Source organism: Streptomyces sp. NPDC059874 (genome assembly GCF_042731135.1).
Classification (GTDB): domain Bacteria; phylum Actinomycetota; class Actinomycetes; order Streptomycetales; family Streptomycetaceae; genus Streptomyces.
Genome location: NZ_JBHWJY010000026.1, coordinates 62192 through 77970, shown reverse-complemented (window position 1 = coordinate 77970; position 15779 = coordinate 62192). Strand labels below are relative to the sequence as shown.

At 72.3% G+C, this 15779-nt stretch carries 11 protein-coding genes; 9 read left to right on the top strand and 2 right to left on the bottom strand.

Annotated elements, in window-relative coordinates:
* Nucleotides 1–248 precede the first annotated feature (248 nt).
* On the top strand, nucleotides 249–1463 hold the full coding sequence (ftsY, locus tag ACFV9H_RS17560; protein ID WP_385398738.1) for a signal recognition particle-docking protein FtsY: 1215 nt from the start codon (nucleotides 249–251) through the stop codon (nucleotides 1461–1463).
* Nucleotides 1464–1533: 70 nt separating this feature from the next.
* On the opposite strand, the gene ACFV9H_RS17555 is transcribed toward ftsY, so the two are convergent.
* A complete protein-coding gene (locus ACFV9H_RS17555; RefSeq protein ID WP_385398736.1) occupies nucleotides 1534–2202 on the bottom strand; it encodes a bifunctional DNA primase/polymerase in 669 nt (222 codons plus the stop codon).
* Nucleotides 2203–2649: 447 nt separating this feature from the next.
* On the opposite strand from ACFV9H_RS17555, the gene ACFV9H_RS17550 reads away from it, so the two are divergent.
* The 6 genes from ACFV9H_RS17550 (at nucleotide 2650) to ftsH (ending at nucleotide 12561) form a co-directional block, all read left to right on the top strand.
* A complete protein-coding gene (locus tag ACFV9H_RS17550) occupies nucleotides 2650–4122 on the top strand; it encodes a hypothetical protein (RefSeq protein WP_385398734.1) in 1473 nt (490 codons plus the stop codon).
* Between the two features lie 293 nt (nucleotides 4123–4415).
* Nucleotides 4416–5762, top strand: coding sequence for an ammonium transporter (locus ACFV9H_RS17545; protein ID WP_385398731.1), 1347 nt, complete (start codon nucleotides 4416–4418; stop codon nucleotides 5760–5762).
* Nucleotides 5759–6097, top strand: coding sequence for a P-II family nitrogen regulator (locus ACFV9H_RS17540; RefSeq protein WP_385398728.1), 339 nt, complete (start codon nucleotides 5759–5761; stop codon nucleotides 6095–6097). The genes ACFV9H_RS17545 and ACFV9H_RS17540 overlap by 4 nt, the downstream gene beginning before the upstream one ends.
* Before the next feature lie 18 nt (nucleotides 6098–6115).
* Nucleotides 6116–8542, top strand: coding sequence for a [protein-PII] uridylyltransferase (locus ACFV9H_RS17535; protein WP_385398725.1), 2427 nt, complete (start codon nucleotides 6116–6118; stop codon nucleotides 8540–8542).
* 380 nt (nucleotides 8543–8922) lie between these two features.
* The gene (gene ffh, locus ACFV9H_RS17530; RefSeq protein ID WP_385398722.1) at nucleotides 8923–10494 is read left to right on the top strand and encodes a signal recognition particle protein; all 1572 of its coding nucleotides are present in this window, start codon (nucleotides 8923–8925) and stop codon (nucleotides 10492–10494) included.
* Between the two features lie 222 nt (nucleotides 10495–10716).
* Nucleotides 10717–12561, top strand: a complete 1845-nt coding sequence (gene ftsH, locus ACFV9H_RS17525; protein WP_385398794.1) for an ATP-dependent zinc metalloprotease FtsH — start codon at nucleotides 10717–10719, stop codon at nucleotides 12559–12561.
* Between the two features lie 10 nt (nucleotides 12562–12571).
* Here the strand turns inward: ftsH and ACFV9H_RS17520 are convergent, their stop codons facing one another.
* A complete protein-coding gene (locus ACFV9H_RS17520) occupies nucleotides 12572–13258 on the bottom strand; it encodes a methyltransferase type 11 (RefSeq protein WP_385398720.1) in 687 nt (228 codons plus the stop codon).
* A 131-nt stretch (nucleotides 13259–13389) separates the two neighbouring features.
* On the opposite strand from ACFV9H_RS17520, the gene proS reads away from it, so the two are divergent.
* Together proS and ACFV9H_RS17510 are read left to right on the top strand one after the other, a co-directional pair.
* Nucleotides 13390–14802, top strand: coding sequence for a proline--tRNA ligase (proS, locus tag ACFV9H_RS17515; RefSeq protein ID WP_385398718.1), 1413 nt, complete (start codon nucleotides 13390–13392; stop codon nucleotides 14800–14802).
* A gap of 190 nt (nucleotides 14803–14992) precedes the next feature.
* Complete coding sequence (locus tag ACFV9H_RS17510; RefSeq protein WP_385398715.1) at nucleotides 14993–15589, top strand: hypothetical protein; 597 nt, start codon at nucleotides 14993–14995, stop codon at nucleotides 15587–15589.
* Nucleotides 15590–15779 lie beyond the last annotated feature (190 nt).

Below are 15779 nucleotides of genomic sequence, written 5' to 3'. Positions count from 1 at the left end.
GGCCGTCGTGGCTCTTGGGTCCGGTGGGGAGGCGCGCAAGGGTCAGGGGCTGTCGCGCCACTGAATGGGCCGCGACAGCCCCTGGTGCCAGACGTCCCGCAGCCGATACTGGTGACGTTGTGACTCCGCCCCGAGGGGCTTCTCGCCGCGGCAAGTAGCCGAGCGACGGACCAGCCCGGCCCCTAGAGGCATTCAGCCCCCGTGTGAAACGAAGGGTCGTGCGCGAGGTCACGCATACTGGAACGGCTATGGACATCCTCATTCTCGCCCTTGTCATCGCCCTGGTCGCGGTCGGCGCGATCAGCGGGCTCGTGGTCAGCAGCCGCAAGAAGAAGCAGCTGCCGCCCCAGGCGCCGTCGAGCACGCCGACCATCACTGCCCCTCCCGCGGAACCGCAGGTGGGGGAGGACGCCGTAGAGACGGCGGAAGAGCCGCGCCGCACCATCGAGGAGGTCGTCCTCCCCGAGGCGGAGGCCGAGGCTCCCGCAGTGCCGGTCGCGGAGCCGGAGGCCCCGGCCGCGCCCGTGATCGAGGTGCCCGAGCCCACGGCCGGCCGCCTGGTCAGGCTGCGCGCCCGACTCGCCCGGTCGCAGAACTCCCTCGGCAAGGGGCTGCTCACGCTGCTCTCCCGGGAGCACCTCGACGAGGACACCTGGGAGGAGATCGAGGAGACCCTGCTCGTCGCCGACGTCGGTGTCGTACCGACCCAGGAGCTCGTCGACCGGCTCCGCGAGCGGGTCAAGGTGCTCGGCACCCGCACCCCCGCGGACCTGCGCGCCCTGCTCAAGGAGGAGCTGCTGACCCTGGTCGGCACCGACTTCGACCGCGTCGTGAAGACGGAGAGCGGCGAGGACACCCCCGGCGTGATCATGGTCGTCGGCGTCAACGGCACCGGCAAGACCACCACCACCGGCAAGCTCGCCCGGGTGCTCGTCGCCGACGGCCGCAGCGTGGTGCTCGGCGCGGCCGACACCTTCCGTGCGGCCGCCGCCGACCAGCTCCAGACCTGGGGCGACCGCGTCGGTGCCCGCACCGTGCGCGGCCCCGAGGGCGGCGACCCGGCCTCGATCGCCTACGACGCGGTCAAGGAGGGCATCGCCGAGGGCGCCGACGTGGTGCTCATCGACACCGCCGGCCGGCTGCACACCAAGACCGGCCTCATGGACGAGCTCGGCAAGGTCAAGCGCGTCGTGGAGAAGCACGGCCCGCTGGACGAGATCCTGCTGGTCCTGGACGCCACCACCGGACAGAACGGCCTGACCCAGGCCCGGGTCTTCGCCGAGGTCGTGGACATCACCGGCATCGTGCTGACCAAGCTCGACGGCACGGCCAAGGGCGGCATCGTCGTCGCCGTCCAGCGCGAGCTGGGCGTCCCCGTCAAGCTCGTCGGCCTCGGCGAGGGCGCGGACGACCTGGCGCCGTTCGAGCCGGAGGCGTTCGTGGACGCCCTGATCGGCGACTGAGCGCAGCCCGTACGCACACCGGTGCCCCCGCGTTCCCCTCGGAACGCGGGGGCACCGCCGTGACCGGGGGCTAGCGGCGGGAGCGGTGGCAGATGTAGGCGAGGGTGCCCAGCAGCAGCCGGGCCTGCGGCGGGCCCCCCGCGCTGTCCAGTGCGGGCGGCCGCAGCCAGCCCACCTGCCCGAGCCCGGCCCGGTCGGAGGGCGGGACCGTGACGAAGGCCCCGTCGCCCAGGGCGCACAGGTCGAGATCGGCGTCGTCCCAGCCCATCCGGTACAGCAGCTGCGGCAGCTCGGCCGCAGCGCCAGGCGCCACGAAGAACTGGGCCCGGCCGTCCGGGGTCGCCACCACCGGGCCCAGCGGCAGGCCCATCCGCTCCAGCCGCACCAGGGCGCGCCGCCCGGCCTCCTCGGAAACCTCGATCACGTCGAAGGAGCGGCCCACCGGGAGCAGTACCGCCGCGCCCGGAAAGTCGCTCCAGGCCTCGGTGACCTCGTCCAGCGTGGCCCCGCCCTTCACCGTGGGGGCGAAGGGCAGCGGGTGAGCCCCGGGAGCGGTGCAGTGCGCGTCCCCGCAGGAGCAGTCGCGGGCGGGCGCGGCGGCCCGCGCGCCGGGGACCACGTCCCAACCCCACAGTCCGGTGTACTCCGCCACCGCCGTGCACTCCGAGGTCCGGCCGCGGCGCCGGGCGCCCGAACGGAACTCCTTGGTGCCGCGGCTGCCGCCGATCGTGAAGCCCATGCCCATGCCCCCTCCAACGGGTCGGACGCGCCGGTGGTTACGAGGCCGGTGGGACCTGCTGCGGTGGGCTCGTGGTCGCTCCCCCAGACTCCGTCCGGGAGGGACCCCCAGGCGCACTCCTCGCCGCGCGCGCCCCGACCGCACCCCAGTCCAACCGATCCGTTTTCACCTCGATGTCAAGTGAATCGCGCCTGGCCGGTGGCGAGTTCATTCGAAGGGGTGGCGAATGGTGGCGTTTCTGGAATCGACCTCGCCGGAGGGGTGATCGTAGGATTACTTTCAGTGCACGAACCCCGAAGGCGGGCCCGTCCGTGGGTATGCCGGAGGCAATCTGTGGAGGACCTGTGAAGGTCCGTGGTGGCGCTCGGCGCCACGGCCAGGGTTTCGTGTGGAAGAGGCTGAGCGGATGGGGGCGTTCCAGTGAGCGGCAACGGCGCAAGCGGAACGATGGACGACGCTGCCGCGCGCAACGAACAGCTGACCTCGTGGTTCGTCCGCAGCGGCTGGTCCAAGGGCGAACTCGCCCGCCAGGTCAACCGCCGGGCCCGCCAGATGGGCGCCCACCACATCAGCACGGACACCTCGCGGGTCCGCCGCTGGCTCGACGGCGAACAGCCCCGCGAGCCCGTCCCGCGCATCCTCTCCGAGCTGTTCTCCGAGCGCTTCGGCTCCGTCGTCGCCATCGAGCAGCTCGGCCTGCGCACCGCCCACCAGACCCCCTCCGTCTCCGGCGTCGACCTGCCCTGGGCCGGCCCGCAGACGGTCGAGCTGCTCGGCGAGTTCTCCCGCAGCGACCTCATGCTGGCCCGTCGCGGCTTCCTCGGGACCTCGCTCGCCCTCTCCGCCGGCCCCGCCCTCATCGAGCCCATGCAGCGCTGGCTCGTCCCGGTCCCGGCCGCCGACCCGGGACCGCTCCGGGCAGGGTCGGCGGGGGCGGCGGGGGCCCTCGGCGGCCACCGCCCGCCCCGGCTCTCCGAACCGGAACTCGACCTGCTCGACGCCACCACCGTGATGTTCCGCCAGTGGGACGCCCAGTGCGGGGGCGGGCTGCGCCGCAAGGCGGTCGTCGGCCAGCTCCACGAGGTCACCGACCTGCTGCAGGAGAACCACCCGGCACCCGTCATGAAGCGGCTCTTCAAGGTCGCCGCGGAGCTCGCCGAACTGGCCGGCTGGATGAGCTACGACATCGGCCTGCACCCCACCGCCCAGAAGTACTTCGTCCTCGCGCTGCACGCCGCGAAGGAGGCCGGGGACAAGCCGCTGGGCTCGTACATCCTCTCCGGCATGAGCCGCCAGATGATCCACCTCGGCCGCCCCGAGGACGCCCTGGAACTCATCCACCTCGCGCAGTACGGCAGCCGCGACTGCGCCGGCCCGCGCACCCAGGCCATGCTGTATGCGATGGAGGCCCGCGCCTACGCCAACATGGGCCAGCCCAGCCGCTGCAAGCGGGCCGTCCGGATGGCCGAGGACACCTTCGGCGACGTCGGCTTCGCGGGCGAGCCCGAGCCCGACTGGATCCGCTTCTTCTCCGAGGCCGAGCTGAACGGCGAGAACTCCCACTCGTACCGCGACCTGGCCTACGTCGCCGGCCGCAGCCCGATGTACGCCTCCCTCGCCGAACCCGTCATGGAGCGGGCCGTCGAACTCTTCGAAAAGGACCAGGAGCACCAGCGCTCCTACGCCCTCAACCTCATCGGCATGGCCACCGTCCACCTGCTCCAGCGCGAGCCCGAACAGGCCGCGGTCCTCGTCGACCGGGCCCTGGACGTGGCGGGAAAGGTGCGGTCCGAACGGGTGAACACCCGGCTGCGCAAGACCGTCGACACCGCCGCCCGTGAGTACGGCGACGTCGCCGAGATCGTCCGGCTCACCGATCACCTCGCCTCTCGCCTCCCCGAAGCCGCGGAGGCCGTCTGACGGCCCGCGCGGCCGCCCCAAGGCCCCGGCCGCGGCAGATCACCCCGTGAAGCCCGATCAGGCTCCCCCAGCCAGGACGTCCGGGTACTGCCGCGGCCGGTTCTGCAAGAACCACCAGTTCATGGACGCGTAACACGTCCGACCGCTTCGTCATCGGCACGAAACACCGAGCGGCGCCGCCGGAAACCGGCCTGCGCGAATCTCAGGGCCAATAACCGGCCAGTTCTTACACGCCGCCGCTCAGGTTTTCACGATCGCCCGCACGCGAACGTACCGACGACGAGGAGACGCCGATGGCATCAGCCATCACGACCCTCGCGGCAGACGCCCCGACGCTGTCTGCCGCGAACACCGGGTTCATGCTCATCTGCTCCGCCCTGGTCATGCTGATGACCCCGGGACTCGCCTTCTTCTACGGAGGCATGGTCCGCGTCAAGAGCAGCCTCAACATGCTGATGATGAGCTTCATCAGCCTCGGGATCGTCACGATCCTCTGGGTCCTCTACGGCTTCAGCCTCGCCTTCGGCACCGACTCCGGCTCCCTCATCGGCTGGAACTCCGACTACGTGGGCCTCAGCGGCATCGGGATCACCGAGCTGTGGGACGGGTACACCATCCCGGTCTACGTCTTCGCCGTCTTCCAGCTGATGTTCGCCGTCATCACCCCCGCGCTGATCAGCGGCGCCCTCGCCGACCGCGTGAAGTTCAGCGCCTGGGCCCTCTTCACCGCCCTGTGGGTCACCGTCGTCTACTTCCCCGTCGCCCACTGGGTATGGGGAGCCGGCGGCTGGCTCTTCGAGCTCGGCGTCATCGACTTCGCGGGCGGCACCGCCGTCCACATCAACGCCGGCGCCGCCGCCCTCGGCGTGATCCTGGTCATCGGCAAGCGCGTCGGCTTCAAGAAGGACCCGATGCGCCCGCACAGCTTGCCCCTGGTGATGCTCGGCGCCGGCCTGCTGTGGTTCGGCTGGTTCGGCTTCAACGCCGGCTCCTGGCTCGGCAACGACGACGGCGTGGGCGCGGTCATGTTCGTCAACACCCAGGTCGCCACCGCCGCCGCCATGCTCGCCTGGCTCGGCTACGAGAAGCTGCGCCACGGCTCCTTCACCACCCTGGGCGCCGCCTCCGGCGCCGTCGCGGGCCTCGTCGCCATCACCCCCTCCGGCGGCTCCTGCTCCCCGCTCGGGGCGATCGCCATCGGCGCCATCGCCGGTGTCGTCTGCGCCATGGCCGTCGGCCTCAAGTACAAGTTCGGCTACGACGACTCCCTCGACGTGGTCGGCGTCCACCTCGTCGGCGGTGTCATCGGCTCGCTGCTCGTGGGCTTCTTCGCCACCGGCGGGGTCCAGTCCGACGCGGCCGGCCTCTTCTACGGCGGCGGCCTCGAACAGCTCGGCAAGCAGGCCATCGGAGTCTTCTCCGTCCTCGCCTACTCTCTGGTGGCGTCCGCGCTGCTCGCCTTCCTGCTCGACAAGACCATCGGAATGCGGGTCACCGAGGACGACGAGGTCGCCGGCATCGACCAGGTCGAACACGCCGAGACCGCCTACGACTTCAGCGGAGCCGGTGGCGGTGCGGCCTCGCGGAACACCGCCGTCCCCGCCCCCTCCGCCGCCGCGAGCAAGAAGGTTGACGCATGAAGCTGATCACCGCGATCGTCAAGCCGCACAAGCTGGACGAGATCAAGGAAGCCCTCCAGACCTTCGGAGTCCAGGGGCTCACGGTCACCGAGGCCAGTGGCTACGGCCGCCAGCGCGGTCACACCGAGGTCTACCGCGGCGCCGAGTACCAGGTCGACCTCGTCCCCAAGATCCGCATCGAGGTACTGGTCGCCGACGACGACGCCGAGCAGCTGATCGACGTCATCGTCAGCGCGGCCGCCACCGGCAAGATCGGCGACGGCAAGGTGTGGAGCGTCCCCGTGGACTCGGTCGTACGGGTCCGCACTGGCGAGCGCGGCGCTGACGCGCTCTAGGTGATTGGGAGCTCCCGGGTGACGAGCGTCGAAGAATCCACGGACCACACGGCCGACTCGGGACCCAGCGGATACGCCGCGGCCCGGCTGCGACTCCTCCAGGAGGAGTCGCGGTCCGGGCCTTCGCGGCGTTCCGCGCTGGCCGGGCTGACCGACGATTGGCTGAACGCCCTGTTCACGACCGCCGTCCGCGAGACGGGCGTGCGCGGCGCCGCGCTGGTCGCGGTCGGCGGATACGGCAGGGCCGAACTCTCCCCCCGCAGCGATCTCGACCTGGTGCTGCTGCACGACGGCAAGGCCGAACCGCGGGCCCTCGGCGCGCTCGCCGACCGCCTCTGGTACCCGGTGTGGGACCTCGGCCTCGCCCTGGACCACTCGGTACGGACCCCCGCCGAGGCCCGCAAGACCGCCTCCGAGGACCTCAAGGTGCACCTCGGGCTGCTCGACGCCCGCTCCGTCGCCGGCGACGCCGGCCTCCTTGCCGGCCTGCGCACCTCCGTCCTGGCCGACTGGCGCAACCAGGCCGCCAAGAGGCTCCCGCAACTGCACTCCCTCTGCCGCGACCGGGCCGAACGCTCCGGGGAACTGCGCTTCCTCCTCGAACCCGACCTCAAGGAGGCCCGCGGCGGCCTGCGCGACATCACCGCGCTCCGGGCCGTCGCCGCGTCCTGGCTGGCGGACGCCCCGCGCGAAGGCCTCGCCCAGGCCCGGCGCAGGCTCCTCGACGCCCGCGACGCCCTCCACCTCGTCACGGGCCGCGCCACCGACCGGCTCTCCCTCCAGGAACAGGACCAGGTCGCCGCGCAGCTCGGGCTGCTCGACGCCGACGCGCTGCTCCGCGAGGTGTACGAGGCCGCGCGCGTGGTCTCGTACGCCGGTGACGTGACCTGGCGCGAGGTCGGCCGGGTGCTGCGGGCGCGCTCCGCCCGCCCCAGGCTCCGCGGGCTGCTCGGCACCCGGGGCGCCCCGGCGGCCGCGCGGGCACCGCTCGCCGACGGGGTCGTGGAGTCCGACGGCGAGGCCGTACTGGCCCTGGCCGCACGCCCCGACCACGACCCCGTGCTGGCGCTCCGCTTCGCCGCGGCCGCCGCGCAGGCGGGCCTTCCCGTCTCGCCCCACGCCGTACGGCGGCTCGCCGTGCAGGCGAAACCGCTCCCGGTGCCGTGGCCGGCCGAGGCCCGCGAACAGCTGGTGACGCTGCTGGGCGCGGGCGAGCCGACCGTGGCCGTGTGGGAGGCGCTGGAGGCGGAAGGCCTGATCGGCCGGCTGCTGCCCGACTGGGAGCGGGTGCGGTGCCGCCCCCAGCGCAACCCCGTCCACACCTGGACGGTGGACCGGCACCTCATCGAGACGGCGGTGCGCGCCTCGGCCCTCACCCGCCGGGTCGGCCGCCCCGACCTGTTGCTCATGGCCGCCCTCCTGCACGACATCGGCAAGGGCTGGCCCGGGGACCACTCGGTGGCCGGCGAGACGATCGCCCGCGACGTCGCCGCCCGGGTCGGCTTCGACGAGCGGGACGCCGCCGTCCTGGGCACGCTCGTACGCCACCACCTGCTGCTGATCGACACCGCGACCCGGCGTGACCTGGACGACCCGGCGACCGTCCGCACGGTCGCCGAGGCCGTCGGATCGGTGGGCACGCTGGAGATACTGCACGCCCTCACGGAGGCGGACGCCCTGGCCACGGGGCCGGCCGCGTGGAGCGCCTGGCGCGGCTCCCTCGTGGCGGACCTCGTCGCAAGGGCCGCGGCGGTCCTGCGCGGCACCGCGCCCGCGGCGGGGGAGCCGGAGATCCCGACGACGGAGCAGGAACGCCTCGCGGTGGAGGCGCTGCGCACGGGCGAGCCGGTGCTGGCGCTGCAGGCCCGGCACGAGGAGGACGCGGTCGGCGTGGAACTCGTGGTGGCCGTTCCCGACCAGCCGGGGGTGCTCCCGGCGGTGGCCGGGGTACTGGCCCTGCACCGGCTCACCGTACGGGCGGCGGACCTGCGCTCCACGGAGCTCCCGGACCAGCTGGGCGAGGTCCTGGTGTTCCGCTGGCGGGTGGCCGCGGAGTACGGCTCGCTGCCGCAGGCGGCCAGGCTGCGGACCGACCTGGTCCGCGCGCTGGACGGCTCGCTCGACGTCCCGGCGAAGCTGGCCGACCGCGAGGCCGCGTACCCGCGGCGGCGCGGGGTGGTGCCCCCGCCGCCCCGCGTCACCGTCGTCGCCGACGTCTCCTCGCTGGCCACCGTCCTGGAGGTCCGCGCGCCGGACGCCGTGGGCTTGCTGCACCGGATCGGGCGGGCCCTCGAGTCCGGCGGGGTGCGGGTCCGCAGCGCGCACGTCTCGACGCTGGGCGCGAACGCGGTGGACACCCTGTACGTCACGACACCGGAGGGCAAGCCGCTGGACCCCGCGGACGCGGCTGCCCTGGCCGGACTGGTGGCGTCGGCCCTGGCGTAGCGGGTGGGCCGCTGCGCGGGGCAGTCCCCTACCCGCCCTTCCACCGTTCCCCAGGGCTCCGCCCCGGACCCCGTACGTGCGCTGCGCGCCCGTGCCCTCAAACGCCGGGCAGGCTGGAACATCCAGCCTCGCCGGCGTTTGAGGCGTGGAGGGCTCGGGGGCGGAGCCCCCGCCGGGTCCGGGGCGGAGCCCCGGGAGCGGCCGGCCGGGGGCGCAAGCCCCGGTTCGGGAACGGGCGGGGTAGGGGAAGGCCCCGCGCAGCGGCAGCGGCCCGGCGGCGCGGGCCCGGAGGGGAAATGGGCCGCCGGGGTCACCACGTTGCGCGGCCCGATACCCTGGTGGACACCACACCGCCCCCGACCCGAGGAATCGCGACCACCGTGTTCGATACGCTCTCCGACCGCTTGGCGAATACCTTCAAGGGCCTGCGCGGCAAAGGCCGGCTGTCCGAGGCTGACATCGACTCCGCGGCCCGGGAAATCCGTATCGCCCTCCTCGAGGCCGACGTCGCCCTCCCGGTCGTCCGCTCCTTCATCGCGAACGTCAAGGAACGCGCCCGCGGCGAAGAGGTCAGCAAGGCGCTGAACCCCGGCCAGCAGGTCCTGAAGATCGTCAACGACGAGCTCGTCACGATCCTGGGCGGCGAGACCCGGCGGCTGCGCTTCGCCAAGACCGCGCCCACCGTGATCATGCTGGCCGGTCTCCAGGGTGCCGGTAAGACCACCCTCGCCGGCAAGCTCGGCCTCTGGCTGAAGGGGCAGGGTCACACCCCGCTGCTCGTCGCCTGCGACCTCCAGCGCCCCAACGCCGTCAACCAGCTCTCCGTCGTCGCCGACCGCGCCGGCGTGGCGTTCTACGGCCCGCAGCCCGGCAACGGCGTCGGCGACCCGGTCCAGGTCGCCAAGGACTCCGTCGAGTACGCGCGGACCAAGCAGCACGACATCGTCATCGTCGACACCGCCGGCCGCCTCGGCATCGACGCCGAGCTGATGCAGCAGGCCGCGGACATCCGCGACGCGGTCTCGCCCGACGAGATCCTCTTCGTCGTCGACGCCATGATCGGTCAGGACGCGGTCAACACCGCCGAGGCCTTCCGCGACGGCGTCGGCTTCGACGGCGTGGTGCTCTCCAAGCTCGACGGTGACGCCCGAGGCGGTGCCGCGCTCTCCATCGCGCACGTCACCGGCAAGCAGATCATGTTCGCCTCGAACGGCGAGAAGCTCGACGAGTTCGACGCCTTCCACCCGGACCGCATGGCGGGCCGGATCCTCGACATGGGTGACATGCTCACCCTCATCGAGCAGGCCGAGAAGACCTTCTCGCAGGCCGAGGCCGAGAAGATGGCGGCCAAGCTCGCCAAGGGCCCGAAGGAGTTCACGCTCGACGACTTCCTGGCCCAGATGGAGCAGGTCCGCAAGATGGGCTCCATTTCCAAGCTGCTCGGCATGCTCCCCGGCATGGGGCAGATCAAGGACCAGATCAACAACATCGACGAGCGCGACGTGGACCGCACCGCCGCGATCATCAAGTCGATGACCCCGGCCGAGCGCCAGGACCCGACGATCATCAACGGCTCGCGCCGCGCCCGTATCGCCAAGGGCTCCGGCACCGAGGTCAGCGCCGTCAAGTCGCTCGTCGAGCGGTTCTTCGACGCCCGCAAGATGATGTCCCGCATGGCCCAGGGCGGCGGCATGCCGGGCATGCCCGGCATCCCCGGGATGGGCGGCGGCCCCGGCCGGCAGAAGAAGCAGGTCAAGCAGGCCAAGGGCAAGCGCAAGAGCGGCAACCCGATGAAGCGCAGGGAAGAGGAGGCCGCGGCGGCCGCCCGCCGCGAGCAGGGCCCGCAGGCGATCGAGCCCGCGGCCGGCGGCAACCCCTTCGGTCTTCCCACCGGTGGGCAGCCGGGGCAGGACTTCGACCTTCCGGACGAGTTCAAGAAGTTCATGAAGTAGGGCGTACGCGGGTACGCGAGCGTTGGCCCCGGCTGTGTTCACACAGCCGGGGCCTTCCGCTTCCTGCGGGGGCAATGGGTGGGTTTGTCGCTTATCGTCGGCCGGGAGGATGGCAGAAGGAGGCGCCCCGTGCCCAGCCCCACCCCCGTACCGCCCCGCGACAGGGCCGATACGCCCTGGCGCTCGGAGGGCGCACCACCCGCCCCCGCGCCGAAGAAGAGGATGCCGGGCGGCTGGCGGGGGCTGATCCTCGCCGCCCTGATCGTCTACCTGATCACCAACCTGGTGCTGTCCTTCTTCAACGAGGGCGACGAGCCGACGATCTCCTACACCGAATTCAGCAAGCAGGTCGCGAACGGCAACGTCTCGAAGATCTACTCCAAGGGCGACGCCATCCAGGGTGAGCTGAAGGCCAAGCAGCCGCTGCCCGACGGAGGCAAGGGCGACTACACCAAGTTCGTCAGTCAGCGCCCGGCCTTCGCCGACGACGACCTGTGGGCCGACCTCACCAAGCAGAACGTGAACGTGACCGCCTCGCCGGTCGTCGTGCAGCGCAGCTTCCTCGCCAACCTGCTGCTCTCCCTCGCCCCGATGCTGCTGCTGGTCCTGCTGTGGGTGTTCATCGCCCGGCGGATGAGCGCCGGGATGGGCGGCATGGGCGGACTGGGCCGCAAGGCCCCGCCCAAGCCGGTGGAGCTGGAGGCGGGTGCCAAGCGCACCACCTTCGACGACGTGGCCGGAATCGACGAGGTCGAGGGGGAGCTCAACGACGTCGTCGACTTCCTCAAGAACCCGCAGGAGTACCGGAGGCTGGGCGCCCGGATGCCCGGCGGCGTCCTCCTCTCGGGCCCGCCCGGCACCGGAAAGACCCTCCTCGCGCGGGCGGTCGCGGGCGAGGCCGGGGTGCCGTTCTTCTCCGCCTCCGCCTCGGAGTTCATCGAGATGATCGTCGGCGTCGGCGCGTCCCGGGTGCGGGAACTCTTCGGCGAGGCGCGCAAGGTGGCCCCCGCGATCATCTTCATCGACGAGATCGACACCATCGGGCGGGTCCGGGGCGGCGGCGCGGCCATGGGCGGCCACGACGAGCGCGAGCAGACCCTGAACCAGATCCTCACCGAGATGGACGGCTTCTCGGGCTCGGAGGGCGTGGTCGTCCTCGCCGCCACCAACCGGGCGGACGTCCTGGACCCGGCGCTCACCCGCCCCGGGCGCTTCGACCGCACGGTGGTCGTCTCCCCGCCCGACCGGGGCGGCCGCGAGGCCATCCTGCGCATCCACACCCGGGACATCCCGCTCGCCGAGAGCGTCGACCTGGCCCAGGTGGCCCGCACCACCCCCGGCATGACCGGCGCCGAACTGGCCAACCTGGCCAACGAGGCCGCGCTGCTGGCCGTCAAACGCCGACAGGACCAGGTCACCCAGTCCGACCTGTCGGACGCCCTGGAGAAGGTCCAGCTCGGCGCGGAGCGGTCCCTGGTCATGCCGCTGGAGGAGCGCCGCCGGACGGCCTACCACGAGAGCGGACACGCCCTCCTGGGCATGCTCCAGCCGGGCGCCGACCCGGTCCGCAAGATCACCATCGTCCCCCGCGGCCGCGCCCTCGGCGTCACCCTCTCGACCCCCGACGCCGACCGGTACGCGTACACCGAGGAGTACCTGCGCGGCCGCATCATCGGAGCGCTGGGCGGAATGGCCGCCGAGCACGTCGTCTACGACGTCATCACCACGGGCGCGGAGAACGACCTCGAACAGGTCACCAACATCGTCCGCGGCATGGTCGGCCGCTGGGGCATGAGCGACCGCGTCGGAAAGCTCACCGCCATCCCGACCGACGGAGGGGGCCCCTACGGCCTGTCCGCCGCCCCCGCCACCCTCGACGCCGTGGACCACGAGATGCGCCGGATCGTCGACGAGTGCTACGAGGAGGCCTGCCGCCTGCTGCGCGAGCACCGTACGAAGCTCGACGCGCTGGCCGAGGCCCTCCTCGCCAACGAGACCCTGGACGAACCGGCCGCCTACGCCGCCGCGGGCATCCCCCGGCTGACGAAGGCGCACGGCGCCGACTGAGGCGCCGCCGTTACGCCACCCGGGCGATCACGTACCGGAAGATGTTCGGCAGCCACACGGCGCCGTCGGACCGCTCGAACGGGTGAAGCGCCTCGGCCAGTTCCTTCTCCGCCAGCGCCGGATCCGCGGCCGCGTCGTAGAGCCCGGTCGACACCAGCCCCCGTACCGCGCTGTCCACGTCCGCGTACCCGAACGGGCAGAACACCCGCCCCGACCCGTCCGGCCGCAGCCCGGCCCGCTCCACCAGCGCGTCCAGGTCCCTCGGCGCCGGACCGCCGCCGAGGACCGACGGCACCGTGCAGCGCTCCGCGGGGCCCCAGTCGGCCAGCACCACGGCCCCGCCGCGGCGTACCGCGGGCATGGCCGAGGCGAGGGCCGCCGGCGTGGGCGAGAAGGCCAGCAGGGCGTCGTAGGGGCGGTTCGCCTCGGGCGCCGAGGGCGGGGCCGCCAGCACCTCCAGCAGCCGCTCGCGGGCCAGCGCGCGCCGCGCGGGATCCGCCTCCACGCCCGTGGCCGAGGCTCCGCGCCCGGCCGCCAGCAGCAGGGGCAGGCCGGCCCCGCAGTCGAGGCCCAGCAGCCGGTCGCCCGGCCCGACCTCCAGCCGGTCGTAGACCGCTTCGTACAGCGGTACCAGCATCCGTTCCTGGATCTCCGCCCAGTCCCGGGCGACGAGCGTCGCCGTCGGCGTCGGTGTCATCGAAAGAGCGCTCCTGATTCCGTCTCGCCCCCTTGCCCCCGTTGCCAGAGAACTCCCCATTCGCCCCCGCGTCCAGAGGAGCGCGCCACCCGATTCACGCTCGACGCGCGAGGCGCCGTACCATTCGCGCCATGGCAAAGGCACCCGTTCTCACCCCGCAGGCGGAGGATTTCCCCCGCTGGTACCAGGATCTGATCAACAAGGCCGAGCTGGCCGACAACGGTCCGGTCCGCGGCACCATGGTCATCCGACCGTACGGCTACGGCCTGTGGGAGCGGATGCAGCAGGAGATGGACGCGCGCATCAAGGACGCGGGCGCCCAGAACGCTTATTTCCCGCTGTTCATCCCGCAGTCGTACCTGACGAAGGAAGCGGAGCACGTCGAGGGCTTCGCCCCCGAGCTCGCCGTCGTCACGCACGGCGGTGGCAAGGAGCTCGAAGAGCCGGTCGTCGTCCGGCCCACCTCCGAGACGATCATCAACGACTACTTCTCCAAGTGGGTCCAGAGCTACCGCGACCTGCCCCTGCTGATCAACCAGTGGGCCAACGTGGTCCGCTGGGAGATGCGCCCGCGGGTGTTCCTCCGTACGAGCGAGTTCCTCTGGCAGGAGGGCCACACGGCCCACGCCACCTACGAGGACGCCCGCGACTACGCCGCCCGGATCCACACGGACGTCTACGGCGACTTCATGACGAACGTGCTCGGCATCGACGTCGTGCTCGGCCGCAAGACCGCCAAGGAGCGCTTCGCCGGCGCCATCAACACCCTCACCCTCGAGGGCATGATGGGCGACGGCAAGGCCCTGCAGCTGGGCACCAGCCACGAGCTCGGCACCAACTTCGCCAAGGCCTTCAACACGCAGTACCTGTCGAAGGAAGGCAAGCAGGAGCTCGTCTGGCAGACCTCGTGGGGCGTCTCGACCCGCATGGTCGGCGGCCTGATCATGTCCCACGGCGACGACAACGGCCTGCGCGTCCCGCCGCGGCTCGCGCACGTCCAGGTCGTCGTCATGGCGATCAAGGGCGACGAGGCCGTGGCGAAGGTCCGTGAGCTGGGCGACCAGCTGAAGGCCGCCGGCATCCGCGTGCACGTCGACGACCGCGTCGACACCCCGTTCGGCCGCCGCGCCGTGGACTGGGAGCTCAAGGGCGTACCGGTCCGCATCGAGATCGGCCCGCGCGACCTGGAGAACGGCACCGCGATGCTGGCCCGCCGCATCCCGGGCGGCAAGGAGCCGGTGCAGATCACCGAGCTGCTCGACCTGCTGCCCAAGGTGCTGGACGAGGACCAGGCGCAGCTGCTGCGCGAGTCCCGCGAGCGCCGCGAGTCGCGTACGTCCGACGTCGCGACCATCGAGGAGGCCGCGGAGGCCGCCATCGCCGGCGGCTGGGCGCGCATCCCGTGGGCCGACCTCGGTCCGGAGGGCGAGGCGAAGCTGGCCGAGCAGGCCGTCTCCGTGCGCTGCCTGATCGCCGAGGACGGGTCGGTCCCGGAGGCGGACGACGCCCCCGGCACCCTCGCGATCGTCGCGCGCTCGTACTGATCCGCTTCCACACCCCGGCGTGCGGCCCGTGCCGCGCGCCGGGGTGTAGTCGTCGTTACGTACCGACTCCTCCTGAGATCGGCGCACCCGTCCTCGTCGGGACGCATGAGACTGAACTGACTGGTACGTGCAAAAAATTTGGAATGGCCCGGAATCGGAACACCCGGGCACCCCGGCTCGTTGTCACGACGTGAGCACGACACCACCTGTTCTCGCCGCAGAGCTGGCGCAGGCGTGGGCCGACATTCAGCGGTACCACCCCGAGCTGCCTGACCTTGCCGCGCCCGAGTCCCTGATCGGAGAGTCCTCGTCCGCCTGTGGCGCCGAGCTCTCCTTCGAGCGACTGCTGCACGAGGCAGTCCACGGCATCGCAGCCGCCCGCGGAGTCCGCGACACCTCTCGCGCCGGCCGCTACCACAACCGCAGATTCCTCGCGATCGCCGAGGAGATGGGGCTGGACCACTCCGAAGAGCCGCATGCCAGCAGCGGCTTCTCGCTGGTCACGCTCAACCCCGAGGCGAAGAAGCGCTACCGCCCGACGATCGAGCGACTGCAGCGCGCCCTGAAGGCCCACACGGCCGCCACCGCCGCCGACACGAAGCGCAGCTTCCGAGGCCCGGCAGCCCGCCACGGCTCGTCCGGCGGCGGCGTCCGGGTCAAGGCGGTCTGCGACTGCGGGCGCAACGTCCGCGTGGTCCCCTCGGTCCTGGCCCAGGCCCCGATCGTGTGCGGAGGCTGCATGAAGCCCTTCCGCATCCCCGAGGTGGCCATCGCCGCGGCCTCCTGAGCCGCGGCGCTGCGGGGAGGGAGCGCGAGGGCGAACGTGCCGGGCCCGCGGCGGGTCCCACGCCCTCGTCGGCGGGCGACCGGACGTTCGGGAGGCCGGCAGGCGCCCGGCCCGGGCCTGCGGCCCCCGTTTCGGTGCGGGGCATCTCGCGGCTGAGCCCGCCGCAGGCGTATGGCACAATGGCTAGCTG

Excerpts from the sequence above, each read along its gene's own strand:
- proS (WP_385398718.1), top strand. The coding sequence starts at position 13,390 with ATGGCAAAGGCACCCGTTCTCACCCCGCAGGCGGAGGATTTCCCCCGC.
- ACFV9H_RS17545 (WP_385398731.1), top strand. The coding sequence starts at position 4,416 with ATGGCATCAGCCATCACGACCCTCGCGGCAGACGCCCCGACGCTGTCT.
- ftsY (WP_385398738.1), top strand. The coding sequence starts at position 249 with ATGGACATCCTCATTCTCGCCCTTGTCATCGCCCTGGTCGCGGTCGGC.
- ACFV9H_RS17550 (WP_385398734.1), top strand. The coding sequence starts at position 2,650 with ATGGACGACGCTGCCGCGCGCAACGAACAGCTGACCTCGTGGTTCGTC.
- ACFV9H_RS17555 (WP_385398736.1), bottom strand. The coding sequence starts at position 2,202 with ATGGGCTTCACGATCGGCGGCAGCCGCGGCACCAAGGAGTTCCGTTCG.
- ACFV9H_RS17540 (WP_385398728.1), top strand. The coding sequence starts at position 5,759 with ATGAAGCTGATCACCGCGATCGTCAAGCCGCACAAGCTGGACGAGATC.
- ftsH (WP_385398794.1), top strand. The coding sequence starts at position 10,717 with ATGCCGGGCGGCTGGCGGGGGCTGATCCTCGCCGCCCTGATCGTCTAC.
- ACFV9H_RS17520 (WP_385398720.1), bottom strand. The coding sequence starts at position 13,258 with ATGACACCGACGCCGACGGCGACGCTCGTCGCCCGGGACTGGGCGGAG.